18 protein-coding genes are annotated in these 21,126 nt (G+C 63.2%); 4 read left to right on the forward strand and 14 right to left on the reverse strand.

The genetic code is table 11. The features are described 5' to 3' along the window. Window positions 1-47: 47 nt before the first annotated feature. The 12 genes from smc to TQ39_RS10020 all read right to left on the reverse strand — a co-directional run bounded on the left by smc (window position 48) and on the right by TQ39_RS10020 (window position 16,569). Entirely contained in the window at window positions 48-3,605 is a 3,558-nt protein-coding gene (gene smc, locus TQ39_RS09965; protein ID WP_050005426.1) for a chromosome segregation protein SMC, read from the reverse strand. Between the two features lie 58 nt (window positions 3,606-3,663). Then, complete coding sequence (rnc, locus tag TQ39_RS09970; RefSeq protein WP_009322480.1) at window positions 3,664-4,338, reverse strand: ribonuclease III; 675 nt, start codon at window positions 4,336-4,338, stop codon at window positions 3,664-3,666. An 89-nt stretch (window positions 4,339-4,427) separates the two neighbouring features. Then, complete coding sequence (gene plsX / locus TQ39_RS09975) at window positions 4,428-5,444, reverse strand: phosphate acyltransferase PlsX (protein ID WP_009322479.1); 1,017 nt, start codon at window positions 5,442-5,444, stop codon at window positions 4,428-4,430. Window positions 5,445-5,547: 103 nt separating this feature from the next. Then, complete coding sequence (gene trmFO, locus TQ39_RS09980) at window positions 5,548-6,852, reverse strand: methylenetetrahydrofolate--tRNA-(uracil(54)-C(5))-methyltransferase (FADH(2)-oxidizing) TrmFO (protein ID WP_009322478.1); 1,305 nt, start codon at window positions 6,850-6,852, stop codon at window positions 5,548-5,550. Between the two features lie 4 nt (window positions 6,853-6,856). Then, entirely contained in the window at window positions 6,857-8,959 is a 2,103-nt protein-coding gene (gene topA / locus TQ39_RS09985) for a type I DNA topoisomerase (RefSeq protein WP_050005438.1), read from the reverse strand. Between the two features lie 268 nt (window positions 8,960-9,227). After that, entirely contained in the window at window positions 9,228-10,337 is a 1,110-nt protein-coding gene (dprA, locus tag TQ39_RS09990; protein ID WP_050005427.1) for a DNA-processing protein DprA, read from the reverse strand. Window positions 10,338-10,339: 2 nt separating this feature from the next. Next, window positions 10,340-11,116, reverse strand: a complete 777-nt coding sequence (locus TQ39_RS09995; RefSeq protein WP_009322475.1) for a TrmH family RNA methyltransferase — start codon at window positions 11,114-11,116, stop codon at window positions 10,340-10,342. Window positions 11,117-11,273: 157 nt separating this feature from the next. Further along, the gene (gene rplT / locus TQ39_RS10000; RefSeq protein ID WP_009322474.1) at window positions 11,274-11,630 is read right to left on the reverse strand and encodes a 50S ribosomal protein L20; all 357 of its coding nucleotides are present in this window, start codon (window positions 11,628-11,630) and stop codon (window positions 11,274-11,276) included. A 60-nt stretch (window positions 11,631-11,690) separates the two neighbouring features. Further along, window positions 11,691-11,894 (reverse strand): 50S ribosomal protein L35, encoded by a 204-nt coding sequence (rpmI, locus tag TQ39_RS10005; RefSeq protein WP_009322473.1) that lies wholly within the window; start codon window positions 11,892-11,894, stop codon window positions 11,691-11,693. 14 nt (window positions 11,895-11,908) lie between these two features. Next, window positions 11,909-12,415, reverse strand: coding sequence for a translation initiation factor IF-3 (gene infC, locus TQ39_RS20865; protein ID WP_040909792.1), 507 nt, complete (start codon window positions 12,413-12,415; stop codon window positions 11,909-11,911). A gap of 349 nt (window positions 12,416-12,764) precedes the next feature. Then, entirely contained in the window at window positions 12,765-15,050 is a 2,286-nt protein-coding gene (locus TQ39_RS10015) for a glycoside hydrolase family 2 protein (RefSeq protein WP_009322471.1), read from the reverse strand. Between the two features lie 100 nt (window positions 15,051-15,150). Further along, window positions 15,151-16,569: an MFS transporter gene (locus tag TQ39_RS10020; RefSeq protein WP_050005428.1), complete on the reverse strand. Its 1,419-nt coding sequence runs from the start codon at window positions 16,567-16,569 to the stop codon at window positions 15,151-15,153. A 128-nt stretch (window positions 16,570-16,697) separates the two neighbouring features. Here TQ39_RS10020 and TQ39_RS10025 point away from each other — a divergent pair, with 128 nt between their 5' ends. Genes TQ39_RS10025 through TQ39_RS10035 form a run of 3 tightly spaced genes read left to right on the forward strand, consistent with a single transcriptional unit; the run spans window position 16,698 to window position 19,387 of the window. Then, window positions 16,698-17,909 (forward strand): helix-turn-helix domain-containing protein, encoded by a 1,212-nt coding sequence (locus tag TQ39_RS10025; RefSeq protein ID WP_050005429.1) that lies wholly within the window; start codon window positions 16,698-16,700, stop codon window positions 17,907-17,909. A gap of 48 nt (window positions 17,910-17,957) precedes the next feature. Next, window positions 17,958-18,536, forward strand: coding sequence for an FUSC family protein (locus TQ39_RS10030; protein ID WP_050005430.1), 579 nt, complete (start codon window positions 17,958-17,960; stop codon window positions 18,534-18,536). Between the two features lie 56 nt (window positions 18,537-18,592). Beyond that, the gene (locus TQ39_RS10035; RefSeq protein WP_050005431.1) at window positions 18,593-19,387 is read left to right on the forward strand and encodes a DUF134 domain-containing protein; all 795 of its coding nucleotides are present in this window, start codon (window positions 18,593-18,595) and stop codon (window positions 19,385-19,387) included. Between the two features lie 73 nt (window positions 19,388-19,460). Here TQ39_RS10035 and TQ39_RS10040 read toward each other — a convergent pair whose 3' ends face one another. Further along, on the reverse strand, window positions 19,461-20,063 hold the full coding sequence (locus TQ39_RS10040; RefSeq protein ID WP_050005432.1) for a DNA-3-methyladenine glycosylase I: 603 nt from the start codon (window positions 20,061-20,063) through the stop codon (window positions 19,461-19,463). A gap of 45 nt (window positions 20,064-20,108) precedes the next feature. Beyond that, window positions 20,109-20,543, reverse strand: a complete 435-nt coding sequence (locus TQ39_RS10045) for a cytidine deaminase (RefSeq protein ID WP_050005433.1) — start codon at window positions 20,541-20,543, stop codon at window positions 20,109-20,111. 150 nt (window positions 20,544-20,693) lie between these two features. Between TQ39_RS10045 and TQ39_RS10050 the strand changes: the two genes are divergently transcribed. Further along, window positions 20,694-21,095 (forward strand): hypothetical protein, encoded by a 402-nt coding sequence (locus TQ39_RS10050; protein ID WP_050005434.1) that lies wholly within the window; start codon window positions 20,694-20,696, stop codon window positions 21,093-21,095. The last annotated feature ends 31 nt before the right edge of the window (window positions 21,096-21,126 follow it).

Here is a 21,126-nt window from a genome sequence, read left to right on the forward strand (position 1 = left end):
TCGTATCCACTCCGTTCATAAATATCCGCAAGGATTGCCCCGCTCCGTCAGGAAACAAGGCTCGCGTCCACATGCTCCAGGTCCAGCTTGAGCACCTTGGACACGCCGTCCTCCTGCATCGTCACACCGTACAGCACGTCGGCCTCTTCCATGGTGCCGCGGCGGTGGGTGATGACGATGAACTGTGTCTCGCTTGAAATGCGCCGCAGATACTGTGCAAAGCGCGTGACGTTCACGTCGTCCAGCGCGGCCTCGATCTCGTCCAGCACACAGAAGGGCGCGGGATTCACACCGAAAATGGCGAAATAAATGGAGATGGCCACCAGCGCCTGTTCGCCGCCCGACAGCGCCGACAGGTTGCGGATGATCTTGCCCGGAGGCGCCACCTCGATGCTGATGCCGCTGCCCAGCACATCGGCCTCGTCCTCCAGATACAGCCGCGCCGTGCCGCCGCCGAACAGCTCGGCAAAAATACGGCCGAAGTTGCGGTTGATGGCCGCAAAGCTCTCGCTGAACATGGCGCGCATCTCGTCCGAAAGGCCCGCGATGAGCTTTTGCAGCTCGGCCTTGCTGGTTTCCACATCGCCCACCTGGGCGCGCAGGAACTCGTACCGCTGGCTTACCTCGGCATATTCCTCGATGGCGCTCACGTTCACATTGCCCAGAGCCTTGATTTTGCCGCGCACCTCGGACACCTGGCGGCGCAGCTCGGCCCCGCTCTCAAACGGCACGCACAGCTCCTGCGCGGCGGAGAGCGTCAGCTCGTATTCTTCCCAGAGCTTTGCCACCGTCTGCTCGTACTCGGCGTCCTTCTGCTCCTTCTGCTCGGTCAGGCGGGCGATCTCACGTCCCAGCGCCTCGCGCTCGTCCGTGATCTTGCGCACCCGCGCCGTCTGCTGGGTGATGCCGCCTTCCTTTTCCATGCGGCGGCGCACCGCTCCGGCCTTGGCCTCTTCCCGCTTTTCGATCTCGTTCCGGCTGCCCGCAATGGCTGCGCGGATGGTCTCGATCTGCGCGGCGCGCTCGGCGTTCTGGGCCGTCAGCGTCTCGATGTTTGCGGCAAGCTGTCTTGCCCGCGCGTCGCTCTCATCCGTGCGGCTCTCCAGCTGGGCAATGGCCGCGCGGTGGCTCTCGATATCCTTTTGAGCGGCCAGCGCCTTCAATTTCAAGTCGGAAAGCTCGTCCGCAAGGCGCGTGCGCGTTTCCAGGAAGGTGTCGTCGCTGCCGGAGATGGCGCGCAGTTCCTCCTCCAGCGCGGCGCTGTCCCGTGTAAGCACCTCCATCTCGGCAGCGGCGTCCGCCCCCGCCTTTTCGCTCGCCGCGATCTGCGCGGCAAGCTGGGCGCGCTCGGCGGAAAGCATTTCCCCCGCGGCCCGCGCCTGGGACAGCGCGGCGGCGATGCGCCCGCTTTCCACCTCGCCGCGGATCTTGTCGCCCCCCGCGGTGATGGCCTCGCTCTCGGTGGCGGTCAGCTCGGCGGAAAGCGCGTCCACCTCAGCCTTCGCCCTGTCGGTTTTTTCCTCCGCGGCGTCCCGCTGCTTTTCCAGCGTCTCCACCTTTTTCTTCAGCTCGTCGATCTCCTGCTTGCGGCTGAACAGCCCGGCGGAGCGGGAAACGCTGCCGCCCGTGAACGAGCCGCCCGCGTTGACGACCTGGCCGTCCACCGTCACCACACGGTTGCGGTAATCCAGCGCGCGGGCCGTGCGCGACGCCTCGTTGATGTCGTCCACCACGACGATGCGTCCCAGCAGGCTGGAAACGATATTTGCATATTTTTCGTCATACGTCACAAGGCTGCTGGCCAGCACCGCGCCCTCGGGCAAACGGCCGTTGAAGCTGCCGGGCTTGACGGTGTCCAGCGGCAAAAATGTGGCGCGCCCCGCGCGCTCGTCCCGCAAAAAGGCCATGGCCGCCTTGGCCGCCGTCTCGTTTTCCACAACGATGTTCTGCAAAGCAAAGCCCAGCGCCGTTTCAATGGCCACCTCGTACCCCGGCTTGACGGAAAGGATGGTGGACACCGGCCCTGTGATCCCGCGCAGACGGCGGTTCGCCGCCGCCTTCATCACGGCCTTGACGCTGCTCTGGAAGCCGTCCATATTGCGCTCCAGATCCTTCAGCATGGCGATGCGCTGCCGGGCGGCCTCGATGGCGCGCAGGAGCTTCTGTTCGTTCTCGTCCGCCTGCGCCAGCGCGCCGCGGCGGCTTTCCACCTTGAGCGTCAGGCCGCCCTTGATGTTCTCAAGCCGTGTCAGCCGCTCCACCGCGTCCTGCAGAAAAGCGTCCGTCTCTGCCTTCTGCTCCTCCAGGTCCCGCGTCAGGGCGGCGTTGGCCGCGCCCTCGCTCTCGGCGGCGGCAAGGCGTTTTTTTGCCGCCTCAACCGACGACGCCGCGCCCGCGGCCGCGACCTTTAAATCCGTAATGCGCGCGGCCATGGCGTTCAGCCGGCCCGTTACCACGCCGCGCCGCTCGCCGGAAGCCGCGCTCCTGTTCTGCAGCTCCTCCAGCAGGGCTTCCAGCTCCCCGGTGCGCGCGGCGTATGCGGCCGCCTGCCGCTCGCAGGCGGCGATGCCCTCGCCGTGGCCCCGCACCTCGGCGGCGATGGCCTCGCGGCCCAGGCCGCTCTGGCCGATCTCCTCCTTCAGCGACGCAATGGTCGCATCGTTGTGGGCAATGTCGTTTTCAAGCACCGCGATGCGGGAATCCGCCCCGGCGATCTCCTCCGTTATGGCCCGTATTTCCGCGTTGCAGCGGTCGGCTTCGGTGATCAGATGCTCGATCTCCGCGCGGGTGCTCTCGGTCTCGGCGTCAATGGCCTCGATCTCCCGCCCGGCGCGGGCATAGTCCGCGCCCGCGATCTCAATTTTGCGCTGCTGCTCGCGCACCGTGTCCCGCGCTTTCTGCACGGTGTCCACCCAGAGCGTTACCTCCAGGCCCTTGCGGCGCTCGGCCAGCTCCAGATACTGCTTTGCCTTTTTGCTCTCCCGCTCCAGCGGGCCCACGCGCTCCTCCAGCTCGCCCAGGATATCCCGCAGGCGCACCAGATTTTCCTCGGCGGAGGCCAGGCGGCGCTCGGCCTCATTTTTGCGGTAGCGGTATTTGGCGATGCCGGACGCTTCCTCAAAAATTTCCCGGCGCTCGTTTGATTTTGCGCCCACGATCTCCGCGATGCGGCCCTGGCCGATAACGGAATAGCCGTCGCGGCCCAGGCCCGTGTCCAGGAACAGCTCATAGATGTCCTTGAGGCGCACATTCTGCCCGTTTACGGAATATTCGCTGTCGCCGGAGCGGTAATACTTGCGGCCGATCGTCACCTCGTCGTTGTCCACGTCGATGCGCCTGTCGGTGTTGTCCACCACAAGGCTGACGCTGGCAAAGCCCATGGCACCGCGCTGCTGCGTGCCGCCGAAAATGACGTTCTCCATCTTGCCGCCGCCGCGCAGCTGCTTGGCGCTTGTCTCGCCCAGCACCCAGCGGATGGCGTCGGATATATTGCTTTTTCCGCTGCCGTTGGGGCCCACCACAGCGGTGATGCCTTTGCCGACGGTAATGCGCGTGCGGTCTGGAAAGGATTTAAAGCCCTGTATTTCAAGCGCCTTCAAAAACATGGAAAAACTCCTTACTTACGAGTATAGGGACATTTTGCCCGGCGCGGCAGGCCCCGCGTCAATACCCCATCAGGGCCAGGGCTTCCTTCGCCGCCTGCTGCTCGGCCAGCTTTTTGCTGTGCCCCTCGCCCTTGCCGATGCAGTTGGAATTGAGGTGCACCTCCACCACGAAATGCTTGTTGTGGTCCGGGCCGGATTCGTCGGTCACCACATAGCGCAGGCGCTCCTCCGGGTTCTGCTGCACGATCTCCTGCAGCTTTGTCTTGTAATCCTCTTCGGCGGCGGCGTCCGTGAGCGCGCCGGTGACAAACGGCAGGATGAACGCCCGCGCCGTTTCCATGCCGCCGTCCAGGTACAGCGCCGCGATGACCGCCTCGAACGCGTCGGACAAAATGCTCGGGCGGCAGCGTCCGCCGCCGCGCTCCTCGCCCCTGCCCAAACGCAGATAATCGCCCAGGGATATCTGCTTTGCAAATTCAAACAGCGCCGCCTCGCACACAAGGCTGGCGCGCATGCGCGTCAGTTCGCCCTCGGGCATGTTCTTGTGCGTGAACAGGTATTCGGCCACCACGATGGACAACACCGAGTCGCCCAGAAATTCCAGCCGTTCATTGTGGCGCACACCGTGCTTCGCCTCGTTGGCGTAGGAGGTATGCGTCAGCGCCGTCACCAGCAGCGCCGGGTTCTTAAAATGATGATGAAGAGCCTCTTCCAGCTCGTGTGTCTCGCGCATCGTTCCAGATCCTTCCTTTGTTGCGGATGGCGGCCGTCCCGCCGGGGCTGTTTTGCGAAAGCGCGCCGCGCGCGCCTTTCCGGCGGCCGTTACGCCCCGGCTTCCTCTGTCTGGGCCACGGCGGCCAGCTTTTCGCGCATGCTCTCCACCGCGCCGCTTTCCACGCACAGCTTTGCCTGCCGGACGGCGTTTTTGAACGCCTTTGCATTGGACGAGCCGTGGGCCTTGATGACGGGCTTCGTCACGCCCATCATCAGCGCGCCGCCGTGTTCGTCGGCGTCCAGCTTTTTCTTAAAATCCTTCATGCCGCCCTTTACCATCAGATAAGCCAGCTTGCTTTTCAGGTCCGCCATGAACACGTTTTTGATCTCGCCCACCAGCATCTTGGCCACGCCCTCGGTGAGCTTCAAAATCACATTGCCCGTAAAGCCGTCGCACACAACAACGTCCACATTGCCCTGGGGCACGTCCTTGGGCTCAACATTGCCGGCAAAACGGATGTTTTTATTATACTTCAAAAGCCGGTGCGCCTCAACATAGGCCGGGGTGCCCTTTGTCTCCTCCGCACCGTTGTTCACAAGGCCCACGCTGGGGTTTGCGCGGCCCATCACTTTCTCCATGTACACGCTGCCCATCGTGGCAAAGGCGCTGAGCATCTCGGGCCGGCATTCCACATTTGCGCCGGAGTCCAGCAGCAGATAGGGCTGCTTCGCGCCCGGAATGACGGTGCCGATGGCCGGGCGCTTCACGCCCCTGAGCCGCTTGACGATGAGCGTTGCTCCCGCCAGCAGCGCGCCCGTGGAGCCTGCCGAAACGAAGGCGTCGCCCTCGCCGGCGGCCAGCATGCGCAGGCCCACCACCATGGACGAATCCTTTTTGCCGCGGATGGCCGCCGTAGGCTCGTCGCACATCTCAATGGTCTCGGAGGCGTCGGCCACGGTAATGCCCGCCATATCGATGCCGTTCTCCCGCGCGCAGGCCTCGATGTCCCGCCTGCGCCCCACGGCCGTGATCTGCACGCCGTATTCCCGCACGGCCGCGGCCGCGCCCAGCAGAATTTCCTTTGGGGCGTTGTCGCCGCCCATCGCGTCGATGATGATGTTCATAACGTTCCCTCCCGATTGACTCTCATGATTTTTTGCGCTCTGCTCAATAATCAAAGTATAAGGGAGCGCGTATTGGTGCGAAAGCAACCGCTTTGTTTTGCGCTCAGCCCAGATACCGCTCCATGGCGGCCACGGCCCGCTGCGCGACGGCAAGATACCGCTGGCGTTTGTCACGGATGCGCGTTTCAGGCGCGGGCAGAAGGCCCATGTTCGCGCCCATAGGCTGAAAATCCTTCGTGGGCGTTGTGATATAACGCAGCAGCGCGCCGCACATCGTGTCCGCCGGCGGCGGCGTGAACGCGCGGCCGGACAGCCGCGCTTCCATGCTTCGGGCCGCAAGCAGGCCGCAGGCCGCGCTTTCCATATAGCCCTCAAAGCCCGTGATCTGCCCGGCAAAAAACACGTTGGGGCACGCCTTCAGCGAAAGATCGGTTCCCAGCAGCGCCGGGCTGTTTAAAAACGTGTTGCGGTGCATCACGCCGTAGCGCACGAACTCGGCGTGCTCCAGCCCGGGGATCATGCGGAACACACGCTGCTGTTCGCCGAATTTGAGGTTTGTCTGGAAACCCACCAGATTGTACATACTGCAGGCCGCGTCCTCGGCCCGAAGCTGCACGTTCGCCCAGGGGCGGCGGCCCGTTTTGGGGTCCGTCAGGCCCACGGGGCGCAGCGGGCCGTAGCGCATGGTGTCGGCGCCGCGCTTTGCCATCACCTCGATGGGCATGCAGCCCTCGTACACGGAAGGCTCGCCGTCAAAATCGTGCAGGGGCGCGCGTTCCGCTCCCGCCAGCGCGGCATGGAAGGCCTCGTAGCCCGCTTTGTCGAACGGGCAGTTGAGGTAATCCGCCGTGCCTCGCCCGTAGCGCGACGCCGCGAACACCCTGTCCCGGTCGATGCTGTCCGCCGTGACGATGGGCGCGGCGGCGTCGTAAAACGAGAGCGCGCCCCGCCCCGTCAGGCGGGCGATGTCCTGCGCCAGCGCGCCCTCGGTGAGCGGCCCGGTGGCCGTCAGCACCAGCGTGTCCGGCTCGGCTTCGCCCACGGCCTGCGCCTCGCCCGTGCGCAGCGTGATATTGGGGTTTCCCTTCACAAGCGCCGTCACGCCGGCGGCAAAGGCCTCGCGGTCCACAGCCAGCGCGCCGCCCGCCGCCACGCGGCAGCCCTCGGCCACGGGCAGCAGTGCGCTGCCCAGCAGTTTCATTTCCGCCTTCAGCAGGCCGGAGGCGGAATCCAGCCGGTCGGCCTTGAGGGAATTGGAGCACACAAGCTCCGCGAAATCCGCGTTTTTATGCGCGGGGGAAAATTTATGCGGCTTTTGCTCCCACAGTTCCACGGCGTAGCCGCGGCCCGCGAGATACAACGCGGCCTCGCATCCCGCGAGGCCCGCGCCCAGGACCCGGATGTGCATGCTCTTACTCCTTTTTTTCGGCACCCAGCGCGCGGGAGTAACCGCAGCCCTCTTTTTCGCACAGCAGGATACCGTTCTTTCCGCCCTTTTTGAACAGGGTGGAACCGCACTCCGGGCATTTTTCGGTGGTGGGCTCGTTCCATGTCATAAAGTCGCAGGTGGGGTTTTTCTCGCAGCCGTAGTACACACGGCCCTTTTTGGAATGGCGCACCAGCATGCGGCTGCCGCACTTGGGGCACAGGCCGCCGGTGTCCTTCACAAGGCGCTTGGTGTTTTTGCATTCGGGGAAGCCCGGGCAGGCCAGGAATTTGCCGTAGCGTCCGCTTTTGATGACCATTTTCCGGCCGCACAGCTCACAGACCTCGTCTGTCTCCTCATCGGGCACCTTGATCCTTTTGCCCTCCATCTTTACTTCGGCTTCCTTGAGCGTTTTGTCGAAATCGGTGTAAAAATCGTCGATGACCTCGTGCCAGTCCGTCTTGCCGTTTTCAATGGTGTCCAGCTCCTCCTCCATATGGGCGGAGAACTTCACGTCCACGATGTTGGGGAACTGCTCCAGCATCAGCTCGTTGATCACGCGGCCCAGCGTGGTGGGCGCCAGCTTTTTCTGGTCCCGCTCCACATAATCGCGGTCGATGATGGTGGTGATGATGGGCGCATAGGTGGACGGACGGCCGATGCCGTTTTCCTCCAGCGCCTTGATGAGCGTCGCCTCGGTGTAGCGCGCGGGCGGCTGGGTGAACTTCTGCTCGGGCTTCAGCTCCCGCAGCTTCAGCACCATGCCCTCCTCCAGCGGCGGCAGCGCGGTCTCTTTCTTCTCTTTCTCGTCGGTGGCTTCCTCGTACAGCGTGGTAAAGCCGTCGAACGTCACCACATAGCCGCTGGCACGGAACAGGTAGCCCGCCGCGGTGATGTCGGCAGAGACGGTGTCCTGCTGGCAGTCGCTCATCTGGCTTGCGATAAAGCGGCTCCAGATCAGGCGGTAGAGCTTAGCCGGGTCGCCCGAAACGCTCTTTTCCACCTCGGCGGGCGTCAGAGCGGGGTTTGTGGGCCGCACCGCCTCGTGGGCGTCCTGCGCGGCCGTGGCGCTTTTGCTTTTGTAGGTGCGCTTCTGGGGACACACATATTCCGGGCCGTAGGTCTCGGTGATGAACTCCTTGGCCGCGGCCTGCGCCTCGTCCGCAATGCGCAGGCTGTCGGTACGCATGTAGGTGATCAGGCCCATGGTGCCCTGCCCCGCAATGTCCACGCCCTCGTACAGCGTCTGGGCCGCGCGCATGGTGCGCGTTGCCGTAAAGCCCAGCCGGCGGCTGGCCTCCTGCTGCATGGTGGAGGTGATGAACGGGGGCGCGGGCACCTTTTTCCGCTTGCCCTTGCTGATGGAGGCCACGGTATAAGCCGCGCCGTCCAGGGCCTTGACGATCTCGGCGCTCTGCCCGGCGCTCGTCACGGCCAGCTTCCGGCCGCCCGCCAGCGCCGTGAGGCGCGCGGTGAATTTTTTTGTGGAGGACGGGGGGCTGAGCAGCGCGTCGATGTTCCAGTATTCCTCGGGCTTGAACGCCTCGATCTCCTTTTCCCTGTCCACGATCAGGCGCACGGCCACGCTCTGCACACGCCCCGCGGAAAGCCCCCGGCGCACCTTTTTCCACAAAAAGGGCGAGAGCTTGTAGCCCACCAGGCGGTCCAGCACACGGCGGGCCTGCTGGGCGTTGAACAGGTCCATATCAATGGCGCGCGGCGCGGCCATGCCCTGCGTCACGCCCTTTTTGGTGATCTCGCCGAAGGTGACGCGGTTTTCCGCCGCAGTGTCCAAGCCCAGCAGATTGGCCAGATGCCAGCTGATGGCCTCGCCCTCACGGTCCGGGTCGGTGGCGAGGAACACTTCGTCGCTCTCCTTGGCCAGGCTCTTAAGCTCCTTGATGATTTTTTCCTTGCCCTTGATGTTGATATACTGGGGAGCGTAGCCGTGCTCGACGTCAATGCCAAGCTGGCTCTGGGGCAGGTCGCGGATGTGGCCCATGGAGGCCGTCACCTCATATCCGCCGCCCAGGTACTTGCGGATGGTCTTGGCTTTCGCCGGGGATTCTACGATCACGAGTTTTGACATTGTGTTACCGTCCTTTTCCGGGATTTGGCCGAGTCCGGCAGACAGCCGGGGCAGCTTCCGCCGCGGGAGCAGCCGTCCTGCGGACATGCTTTTGGGCGCCGCCGGGGCGCTCCGAATACGGCCGGGCGCCCTCCGGCGCCCCTTGCGGGCCTCCCTCGCGCGGCCCGCGGCTCTTTCTATTATGCGATAATAAGAGAAAAAAAACAATCCAAATCTATGCGGCCTCCCCGAGGGGCATGCCCTTCAAACAGCACAGGGCCGTCATTTTCTATTTCAGCTGGAACTGCCGGCCCGCAAGCTGCCGGGAAAAGCCCGCAAGCTCCAGCTCCGTCAAAGCCGCCATCGCCTTGGGCGGCGGCAGGCCCGTCTTTGCGCACAGCGCGTCCAGCGGCAGCGGCGCCGCGGCGCTCAGCGCGTCCCGCATCCTCTGTGCGTCCAGGCTCAGCGGCGCGCCGTCCGGCTTTGCTTTTTCCGGCTGCTCCGGCTGGGCCAGACCATACCACAAAAGGATATCCGCGCCCGATACAGCGGGCACCGCGCCCTCGCGCAGAAGCTGGTTCGTGCCCTCGCACAGCGGCGAAAAAATGCTGCCCGGCACGCTGAAAACGTCCCTCCCGGCGGCCAGCGCCGCGGCCACGGTGTTCATGGTGCCCGAACGGCGGCGCGCTTCGGCCACGCACAGCCCGCGGGACAGCCCCGCAATGAGCCGGTTGCGCTGCAGAAAATAACCGCGCTGCGGCGGGGTGCCCGGCGGATATTCGCTGAGCACCAGGCCCTGCCGCTCGATGACGCCCTTAAGCGTGCGGTTGGCGGCGGGGTAGCACTGATCGTGCCCGAAGGCGATGCACGCCACCGTGGGCGCGCCCGCCTGGACGGCCGCCTTATGGCTCTCGCTGTCAAGCCCTGTGGCAAGGCCGGAGACAAGCGCTACGCCCGCCCGGGCCAATTCGCCCGCGATGGACGCCGTCGCCTCCACACCGTAGGCGGAGGGGCGCCGCGTTCCCACAATGGCGAATGTAAAGCAGCGGTTGGGGATGCCCGCGTCGCCCCGGTAATACAGCACGGGCGGCGGTGCAGACACTGCGCGCAGCAGATTCGGATAATCTTCGTCGGCCCACGTCAGTACGTTCACGCCATGCCGGGCGCAGTCGTCCAGACGGGCGGTATAATCCTCCGGCCGCGCGGCCCGCAGCGCGGCCAGCTGCGCCGGCGTGAAAACCATGGAGAGGTCTTCCTTCCAGCACGCCTGTGCCAGCGCACGCGCGTCCGGAAACATGCTCAGCGCCATGCCGCTGTTCGGCGCGCCGGGGCCAAGCGCCGCGGCCATCCAAAGCCACGCAGTCTTTTCCTCCAGCACCTGTGCGCGTGCACCGCCCATCGCTACACCTCCCTGAAATGCCACAGCAGCACGCCACCCGCGACGGCGGCGTTCAGCGATTCCACGCCCGCCGCCATGGGGATGCGCACGGCTTTGTCGGCCGCGGCTACGGTCCCGGGCAGAAGACCGTTGCCTTCGTTGCCGATGAGAAGCGCCGCCCCGGGCAGGCGCTGCGTGTCCACGCGCTCCAGCGGGACGGAATTCTGCAGGGCCGCCGCAAAGCTTGGGATACCGCACGCTTTGAACGCGGCCAGCGCCTGTCCGGTTTCATCTGCAAAAATGATGTCTACCTTGGCCAGCGTGCCCATGGAGGCCCGCGCCGCCTTGGGGGAGAATGGGTCGGCGCAATTGCCGCACAGCACCGCGCCCGCGAAGCCGAACGCCGCCGCGCTGCGCAGCAGCGCCCCCACATTGGCGGGGTCCTGTATGTGCTCCAGGCACACATAGCGCCCGCCGCCGCGCACCGCCTCCAGCGTTTTTGTCCGGCGGGGAAACACACAGAACAGCCCCTGCGGGGCCTTTGTGTCCGAGAGCTTTGCCGCCACGGCGTCGCTCACCAGAAAATGCCTGCCGCCCAGGGCGGCAAGCTCCGGGTGCGCATCCAGCAGCTTTTGGGTGCAGTAGACCTCCTCCGGCGGCAGACGCTGGGCAAGGTCCGTGCACAGGCGCAGCCCCTCGGCAAGAAAGCGCCCCTCGGCCGCGCGCCGCGCGCCGCTGTCCCGCAGCTTGCAGGCGCGCTTCACTCGCTCGTTGTCGCGGCTGGCGATCACTTCCGTCATGGCGCACACCCTCCTTTTTAATATCCCCGCCTCAGGCGTGCTGACGTAAGAAAACACGCCTGAGGCGGACCGTTTTGGGGCCTGCAAAGCGTTTTTTCACACAGGCCAAAATACAAAGCGACGCCCGTGCACGTTGTGCCCGGGCGTATCGCTGTGCTTATTTCGCGGCGTTCTTCGCGGTCTCGACAAGGGCGGAGAAGCTCTTCGGATCATGGATGGCCATTTCGGAGAGCATTTTGCGGTTCAGCTCAATGCCGCTCTTCTTCAGGCCGTTCATGAAGGTGGAATAGTTGACGCCCTCGGCGCGGCAGGCCGCGTTGATGCGGGTGATCCACAGGCTGCGGAAATCGCGCTTTTTCTGTTTGCGGCCCACAAAAGCATAGTTGCCGCTCTTCATGACCTGCTCTTTGGCCATTTTAAAATGCTTGGATTTGCTGCCCCAGTATCCCTTCGCCAGCTTCAGGGTCTTTTTTCTTCTTTTGCGCGTCATCATAGCGCCTTTGATACGTGCCATATTTCACAATCTCCTTTAAATGTAAGCTGTTTGATAATCGGTTGCCAAGCCCCTGACAGCTTAGGCGTACGGCAGCATGCGTTTGATTACGGCCGTATTCGTCTTGTCGGCATAGGAAGCCTTGCGGTAGGCGCGTTTCAGCTTGCGGGTCTTGCCATGGCCGTTCAGCAAATGGCTGCGGAACGCATGGCCGCGCTTCACCTTGCCGTTTTTCGTCAGCTTAAAGCGTTTTTTCGCACCGGAATGTGTTTTGATCTTGGGCATTTTATAGTTCCTCCTTAATTTTGCTTCGCGGGAGCGGGGGCAAGGAACATCTGCATGCTCCGGCCCTCCAGTTTGGGCTGCTTTTCCACAACGGCTTCCGGCAGGGCTGCGGCGAACTTCTTCTGAACCTCAAGGCCCAGGTCCGTATGCGCCATCTCACGGCCGCGGAAACGAATGGACACCTTCACCTTATCGCCCTTGGACAAAAACTTCTTCGCCTGGCCGACCTTGGTGTTGAAGTCGTTCGTGTCGATGTTGAGGGAAAGGCGGATCTCCTTGATGTCGACGATCTTCTGGTTTTTCTTCGCTTCCTTGTCGCGTTTCTGCATCTCGAAGCGGTACTTCCCGTAATCCAGGAATTTGCACACGGGCGGCTGCGCCTGCGGTGCGATCTTCACGAGGTCCAGATTTTTTTCTTCCGCTTTTGCAAGCGCGTCGCGCGTGGACATGATGCCGAGCTGGCTGCCGTCCGCGTCGATGACACGCACCTCTCTGTCGCGAATGCCTTCATTGATTTCCATTTCTTTTTTGCCGCTAATCGTAAAGCACCTCCAAATGTTTCGGTTGCGGCGGGGGCTGCCCGCCTGTGAAAAAAAGTACGGCTTACGTGGAAGTAAGCCGCACTGCACAAACAAACTCGCGCGCCCAGCGGCGCGTTCCTTCGTATGGACCCGGCGCCCTTTGGCGCGCAAGGTGAGCGCGGCGTCCGCCACAGCTACTTTATTTACCTGTATAGTATAACGCCCCGCTGCGCACAAGTCAAGGGGCAAATTTGCTTTTCCGCCGATTCTCTGCGGCGGGCGCATACGCCGCAGAGCCGCCGTGCCGGGGCATCCCGGCACGGCGGCTCTGCGCGCGTGCGGCACGCGCTTACTTTTTGATCTTGTTCAGCATCTCGTTGAGCGTGATGAGCATGCGCTTGCCCTGCTCGGGGTCCGCGCCGGCCTTGCCGCCGATGCCCATGCTGCTGGCCATGCCTGCCATACCCTCCAGGGTCATGTCCTTCACCATGCCCAGCATGCTTTTTTTCAGCTTCATCTTTACCGTGGCCTGCATGAACTGCATCAGCACATTGCCGGCCTCTTCGTTCTTCATGATGTCGCCGATCTTATCCTTGACGGAGAAGTACCCCTCGCGCACCACAATGGTGTCCACGTCCTTGTAATCGTCCACATTGAACCAGTTGGCCGCGCCCGCGTCGTCGCCTGTATCGTCCGGGTCAACATAAATATACGCCTGGTTCGGCTCGGCCACCTTTTCAATGGACATCGCGTCGGCGCACGCGCCCGCCCTGGCGCTGATCTGCGTAAAGCCGTCGCTCATGGGCACATGCTCGAACACGAACACCTTGCTGCCCTCCTGCTCGGCAAACAGCCTGCCGTCCACATACAGTGCGACCTTGGGTAGGTTGGAATACACCTTCACCGTGGTTTCTTCGCCGGTGCGCTGGGCATAGCGGCGGCTGCACAGGTGTACAAATTCTTCGTCGCTCCAGTATGCCTTGTACAGGTAAAAAGCGTCCTTGCGAATTTTGCGGTCCAGCGTCATCAGGCCCTTGTTGTTGCGGCCCTTTACGCCGCCCTCGTCGCGGGCGTCACAGCCAAAGTCAAACATGTTCCACACATGCGTGGCCCACAGCCAGGGGCGCTCGTCGATGACCTTCGCCAGATGCTCGTGGTACACCGCCTGGTATTCCTCGGTGTAGTCCTTGCACTTGGGCGTGTCGCTGTGGTAGCTGACAATGCCCTCCGCGCCGTACTCGGAGATGCCCAGCGGGCGGTCCGGATGCAGCGCGTGGAATTTATCCAGCCATTGCTCGTTGTTTTCCAGCTCGCCGCCGTACCAGCCGAAATAATGGTTATAGCTGAGCACGTCGGTGATATGGTGCATATCGTTCTCCATCGGCACCATGGAAACGTGGGCGATGGTGGTCATGCGGGTCTTGTCCATCTCGTGCGCCAGGGCATTCAGGTCCCGCAGGTTGTCCAGCAGGCCCGGGCGCTCGCCGCCGATGGTGATCTCGTTGGAAATGCCCCAGAAGCAGATGGAGGGATGATTGTAGTTCTGCACGATCAGTTCCTTCATCTGGCTGCGGCAGTTCTCGTGCGCGCCGGGGGCGGGGTTCATCACAGAGATGAACGGGATCTCGGCCCACACCACAAGGCCCGCGCGGTCGCACGCGTCATAGAAATACGGGCTGTGCTGGTAATGCGCAAGGCGCACGGTGTTCGCGCCCACCTCGCGGATAAAGGCCACGTCCTCCTCGTGCTGCTCTTTCGTCAGCGCGTTGCCCTGGCCCAGACGGTCCTGATGGCGGGACACGCCGCGCAGCGGCGTGAGCACGCCGTTGAGGAAAAAGCCCTTCTGCGGGTCCACCGTATAGGTGCGCACGCCCAGGTTGGCGGACACATTGTCGATGGTCTCGTTGTGAACGGTGAGCAATGCCTCCACGGCGTACAGGTACGGGTCCTTCACGCCCTGCCACAGGTGGGCGTTTTCAATGCGCACCTCCGCGTGCACCCGTTCCGCAGCCGGACGCACGGCGCCGGCCACGATGACGCCCGCGGCGTCGCGGACGATGAACTCAACGCTCTGGCCCTCGACGGGGTTTGTGATGAACGCGTCCAGAGAGACAACGGCCGCGCCGTCCTCCACCGCAGCGGACACGTCAAAGCCCTTTCCGCCGCAATAGTCAAGGTCAAAGCGGGAGTCCTCCACGGTGATGAGGTTCACGCCGCGGTACAGGCCGCCGTAAAACGTGAAGTCCGCCGTCTGGGGATACACGTCGTCGCGCTGGGTGTTGTCCACCCAGATGGCCAGCAGGTTCTCGCCGTCGTGCAGCGCGTCCGTCACATTGGCGCGGAACAGCGAATAGCCGCCCTTATGGCTGGCCTTCTCCACACCGTTGACGATGATCTTGCCCACGCTGGAAGCCGCCTCGACTTCCACATACACGTTTTTGCCCGCCGGCTTCTCAATGGTCTTGAGATAGCAGCATGGGCCGCGCCAGTAGTCGCTGCCGCCGTCCTGGCCGTCCAATGCGTTCCAGCAGTGGGGCAGGTCCACGCGGGCAGCGCCGGCGGGAATGGCTGCCGGGGCCGTTTCGCAGCCTTTGACAAAGGCCCAACCCTCGTTGATGGGTAGGATGTGTTTCATATGTTTTCCCTCTCTTTTCTGATGATATATATGTGTCCCGGAAAAACCGGGCGGAAAGCTGTATCGTATGCGGCGCGGGCCGTGCGCCCGGCCGGGGCCGCTACGGCTCCTGTGCCGCTTCGCCGCGCCGTTCGCGCAGCACGGCGGCGTTTTCCTCCACGCGCTTTTTGGTGAGCGGATAGGCCAGCAGCAGCACAAGGAACACGCCGAGATAGCTCAGGCCGGGCACCAGCGTGGAAATGGTGTAAATGCCCTCGCGTACAGGCTGCGTCTGCACCACATGGCCCGTGCTGCTCACATAGCCGATGGCCGCCAGTGCAAAGCCGACCACGCCGCCCGCCAGCGCCTGGCCCAGCTTGCGCGCAAACGAGTAGACGGCGTACACGGTGCCGTCGTCGCGGCTGCCGGTGCGTACCTCCTGATAATCGATAACGTCGATGATGAACGCCCAGATGACCATATTGAAAAAGCCCACGCCCACGCTGCCCACCAGCATCAGGCCGATATAGGCCCACACCGAGCGCAGACGCAGCGCCCACATCAGCAGGTACGCCGCGGCGGCAACGCCCACGCCCACACAGCCGGCCTCTTTTTTGCCGAACCTTTTGGACAGCTTTGCCGCAAAGGGCGCCAGCGCCAGCATGGGCAGCACGCCCGCGAACCCTACAAGCGAGAGCATGTCCGCACTGTTGAAATAATCTTTGAACAGGTACATGTTCATGCCCTGGCCCAGCAGGCTTGCCAGAAGCAGCAGCAGCGCGGCGCCGATGACGGCTGTGAGGGCGCGGTTGCCCGCCAGCGCCTTTGCCAGCGAGGCAAAGCTCTGCCGTTTGGCCTCCCTGGGCGGCGCCGCCTGCACACGCTCACGGCACAGCGCATAGCAAAGCAGATAGCAGGCCACGGCGCACACGCCGTAGACAACGGCGATCACCGTGAAGCGCTCCGGGATAACGGTCTGCGTGCCGTCCGCCGCGGTGCGGAACAAAAACAACGGCGTCGCCGCGGCGATGATCAGGTTCGCCAGCATGGCGCCCACGCTGCGGAACGTGGAAAGCGACGCGCGCTCGCCTGCGTCGGCGCTGAGCACCGACGCCATGGAACCGTATGGAATATTGATGGCGGTATAACAGATACTGCCCCAGAAAATATAGGTGGCGAACATGTAAGCCACCTTGCCCGCATAGGGCCAGCTGCGTGCAAAATAAAGGTACATCAGCACGCTGGCCAGCGCCACGGGCACGCACACGCGCAGGATCCACGGCCGGAACCGGCCGCCGCGGGACGGCGGAAGCGTATCCACCAGACGGCCCATGCCCACGTCCGTGAACGCGTCCACGCAGCGCGCCACCACGAACAGCACGCCCACCAGCCCTGCGCTGACGCCCAGCACATCCGTATAAAACAGTGTCAGATAGCTGCCCGCGAAAATAAATGTGAAGTCGTTGCCGAAATCCCCGAACAGATATCCCAATTTATCGCGGAACCCGAACGGGCGCTCATTTTGAGGCTGCAATGCCATATGCAAACTACTCCTTTATCAAGATAACATATACCAAGGATGCCCCGTTAGGAAGATTTTATTGACATTTGTACAATTTTTGGGTAACATTCAAATATCATAAAAATTTTACAGGAGCTTTATCATTCATGGCAGACGTTCCCTTTGCGTTCATCCGCGATATGATGGCCGCCGCGCTGGGCGTGGAGGCGCATCTGCTGCGCCCGCCCTACAAGGACGCGCAGGAGTTCGACTACCGGCTGTCCCGCATTCTGCGCGCGGATTTTGATTACAAGGACATTTTCAGCGCAAGCGCCATGCACGGGCTGGAGGAAGGCACCGTGTACTATGTGCACAATACGCTGGAGCTGAACTATGTTTTCATGCCTGTGCCCGGCCCAAAGCCGCGCAGCGTGCTGCTGTTCGGCCCTTTTCTGTATGAGGCGGCGTCCGGCCCGTTCTTTGAGCGTGTGCTGGCGCAGAACCGCATCGGCAAGGGCGACGCCGCCGCGCTGCGCACATTTTACGGCACCGTACCCGAGGTGGCCGAGCCCACGATGGCTGCGGCGGCACACGCCGTGGCATGCCAGCTGTACGGCGCGCACGACCCCGCCCGCGTAGTGCACCGCACGCTGGCTTCCACCGTGACGGGCCGGGCGCAGCCGGACGAGGCGTTCCAGTTTTCCATGGAGCTTCTGGAGCGGCGCTACCGCGATGAAAACGCGCTGCTGGCCGCCGTGTCCCGCGGCGATTACGACGCGGCCGTGCGCCATCTGGGGCGGTTCTCCATCAAAAATTTCACGCCCCGCACCGGCGAGCTGCTGCGGGACGTCAAAAACATGCTCATCGTCGTCAACACGCTGCTGCGCAAGGCCGCGGAAAGCGGCGGCGTACATCCGGTGTATATCGACCAGCTCTCCGGCGCGCTGGCGGTGAAGATCGAACGCGTGGCCGACACCGTGGAAGCGAACCGTCTGGGCCTGGAGATGCTGCGCCGCTACTGCCGCCTGGTGCGCAACGACGCGCACAGCGGCTGCTCCCAGGCCGTGCAGAAAACGCTCAGCTACATCAGCCTGCACCTTTCCGGCGAGCTTTCGCTGCGCTCCATTGCGGCGGCGCTGGGCTTCAACGCCACATATCTCTCCGCTCAGTTCAGCCGGGAGCGCGGTGAAACGCTGACAGCCTATATCCATACGCTGCGCCTGCAGACGGCCCGCCGTCTGCTGGACGAAACCGACCTGCCCGTGGCCGAGGTGGCCGCACGGGTAGGCATGGTGGACGTGGCGTACTTTTCACGGCTGTTCAAAAAGAAATACGGCCTTTCGCCGCTGCGCTACCGCGCGCGCCCCGCAGAAGGGTAGAAGGCAGCAACATGCATTTTTCATTTCCCGGCGCTGCTGAAGGTGGGCATGCGCATCTTCAAAACACTGGGCGCCGTGCTGCTGGTCTGTGCGGCATACGGGCTGCTGGGCGGGCGTAACCCCTGCTTCGCCTGCATCGGCGCGGTGTTCGGCATGGGCAGCTTCTGGCGCGAGGGCGTGCGCCACGGCGGCAATCGCTTTCTGGGCACGCTGCTGGGCGGGCTGGTGGTGATCCCGTTTTACTGTCTGTACACAAACCGCCCCTTCGGCCTGCCGGGGCACCTTTACCTGGTCCTGGGCCTCTTCTGCGTCATTTACATCAATCTCCTGTTCGGCGCGCACAGTGCCATCCAGCCCGCCGCCGTGGTGTACTTTGTGGTGATGTTCACCGTCACAAAGGACAGATACGTCTCCTATACCATCGCGCGCATCCTTGGTACCGGCGTCGGGGTGTTGGCCGGCCTGGCCATCAACCGTCTGTTCCCCGCCCCCCGCGACGCCCGGGACACGGGGGATGCAGAGGCCATGCGGGAGGATGCGTCCTCCCATGCCCGGCGCGCTAAAAAAACGCACCCGGCGCGCCGGCACTGGGGCGGCTTTTCCGGAAAAGGGCGCGCAAGTTATTGACATATGCCATTTATAATGTTATACTGGCCGCAGAACCAAACAAAGGAGGCTTTGCCATGCCGCGTCCTGTAAAGCGCCGGCGCGTCTGCGAGCCGCCGCGCAACGCCCGCTTTGGCCCGCTGGACGGCGCGCCTGCCGAAAGCGTCGTCCTGGCAGTAGATGAATACGAGACCATCCGCCTGATCGACCTTTTGGGCCTGACGCAGGAGGAATGCGCCGGGCAGATGGGTGTGGCGCGAACCACAGTGCAGGCCCTGTACGAGGCCGCGCGCGCCAAGCTGGCGGACATGCTGGTGAACGGGCGGCTGCTGCATGTGAAGGGCGGCCCCTATGAGCTGTGCCCCCGGGCGGGCGGCTGCCGCGGCAAGCGGTGCGCACAGAGCGCGGGCGGCTCGGCCTTCTGCGCACGGTATCAAACCATATCGGAGGATGCAAATATGAAGATCGCTGTCACCTATGAAAACGGGCTGGTATTCCAGCATTTCGGCCACACGCAGCAATTCAAGCTGTACACGGTGGAGAACGGCAAGATCACTTCCAGCGAGGTCATGGACACAAACGGCAGCGGCCACGGGGCGCTGGCGGTGTTTCTCAAAACGCACGGCGTGGACACGCTGATCTGCGGCGGCATCGGCGGCGGTGCGCGCACAGCGCTGGCCGAGGCGGGCATTGCGCTGTACCCCGGCGCGCGCGGCGCGGCGGACGCACAGGCCGAAGCGCTGCTGGCCGGCACGCTGGCCTATGACCCGGACACCACCTGCGCCCACCACGAGCACCACGGCGAGGGCCACGAGGGCTGCCACGGCCACCACGGCGAGGGCCACACCTGCGGCGGGCACTGCGGACACTGACCTCCTTTCGGCAAACAAACGCCGCTTTCCCAAAACACGTTGGGAAAGCGGCGTTTTTGTTTTTATGCCGATGTCAGGGAAACGCGTCAGGCTCTTGCGCGGCCATGAGCGGCTCCTGCGCACAGAAGCCGCATTCTTTTCCGTGCGCGTTGAGCACCCCGATCGCCTGCAAATAGGAATATATGACGGTGGAACCCACGAACTTCATCCCCCGCTTTTTCAGGTCCGCCGCGATCCGGTCAGACAAAGGCGAGGACGTGCGCACGTCGTAGCGTTCCACGATCGTCTTTCCTGCTGTAAACCCCCAGATATATGCGTCAAAGCTGCCGTATTCCTGCTGAATTTTCAGAAACACACGGCTGTTTCCGATGCTGGCCCGTATTTTCAGCCTGTTGCGGACAATGCCGGGGTCGGCCAGCAGCCGGGCGAGCTCTCCGTCTTCGTATCGGCTGATTTTCTCCGCGTCGAAGCCGTCGAAGGCGCGCCGGAAGCCCTCCCGCTTATTCAGGATGCACTCCCAGGAAAGCCCCGCCTGAAACCATTCCAAAAACAGCATTTCAAACAGCACTTCATCCTTGTGCTGGGGCACGCCCCACTCCGTATCATGATACCGGATGTACGCCGGGTTTTTCAGATTGACCCATTTGCAGCGGTTGGCTGCGCCTTTGTTTCCCATCACGACGTTCCTTTCTCTGCGACCCGCGCGCCCGACAGTCTCCGCTCACCTGCCGAAACGCTCCAGTTCCTCCTCCGGATAGGCAGCGGTCCAATGGTACGGCTGCAGTTCTCCCAACGGTACGAACCGCAGTGCGCCATCCGGTGTGGTAACGCCCACCTTTACTTCCGCACCCCAGTAGCGCAGACGTTCCTGGCACACGCCGCAGGGGGAAAGGACCTTGAACGGGCCGTGCTCGTCATCCCGCACCACACACAGGCAGTGTGTGGCTTTCACATTGTATTTGTGCGCCTCACACATGGCCCCTACCTCAATACACAGCAGCACGCTGGAGTTGGCGTTTTCCAGCGCCACGCTGGTAAAGCAGCGTCCATCCTCGGCGCGCAGCACGGCCGCGCCACCCCAACCCGTGGGATATCGTTCTTCAATCAGCGCAACAGCGCGCGCATACATATCGCGTTCGATCTCCTGCTCCGTCATGGGATCATCCCTCCTGTCTGTTGTTTCATGGTAGCACATCCCGCCGTTTTCCACAAGGCGGACAGCCTCCCCTGTTTCGCGCAAAAACGATGGACTGCGGCGCGGTTTCGTGCTATCATCACAGCAAAGGCATAGGAAAGGAGCCTGACCATGGAACAAAATGAAATTCTGGAAGAGACACGCCGCACCAATGAGCTGCTGCGCGGCCAGCTGCTTTGGATGCGCGCCGCCGCCGCGCTGCTGGCCGTGCTGCTGGCAGCCGTGGTGGTGTGCCTGGGCAATACGATGAACAGCATGGGCCGCATCTCCGCGGCGCTGGAAGGCGTGGATCTGGCCGCTGTGGCCGAGCAGGTCTCGAAGCTCGATATGGACGCCGTAAACCGCGCCATCAGCACACTGGACGGTAAGATCAGCCAGATGGACGTACAGGCGTTCAACGACGCCGTCGCCAAATTGAACGGCGCAGTGGATGCTCTGCAAAGCGCTTCGGACGCTGTAAAAAGCTGGGGCGAAGGCGTCTCCGGCGGCCTGGCGGGCCTGTTCGGCCAGTAGGTCTTCCGCCAAAACCAAAACAGGCGCGGCC

The sequence above is a fragment of the Ruthenibacterium lactatiformans genome (assembly GCF_000949455.1).
GTDB classification, from domain to species: domain Bacteria; phylum Bacillota; class Clostridia; order Oscillospirales; family Ruminococcaceae; genus Ruthenibacterium; species Ruthenibacterium lactatiformans.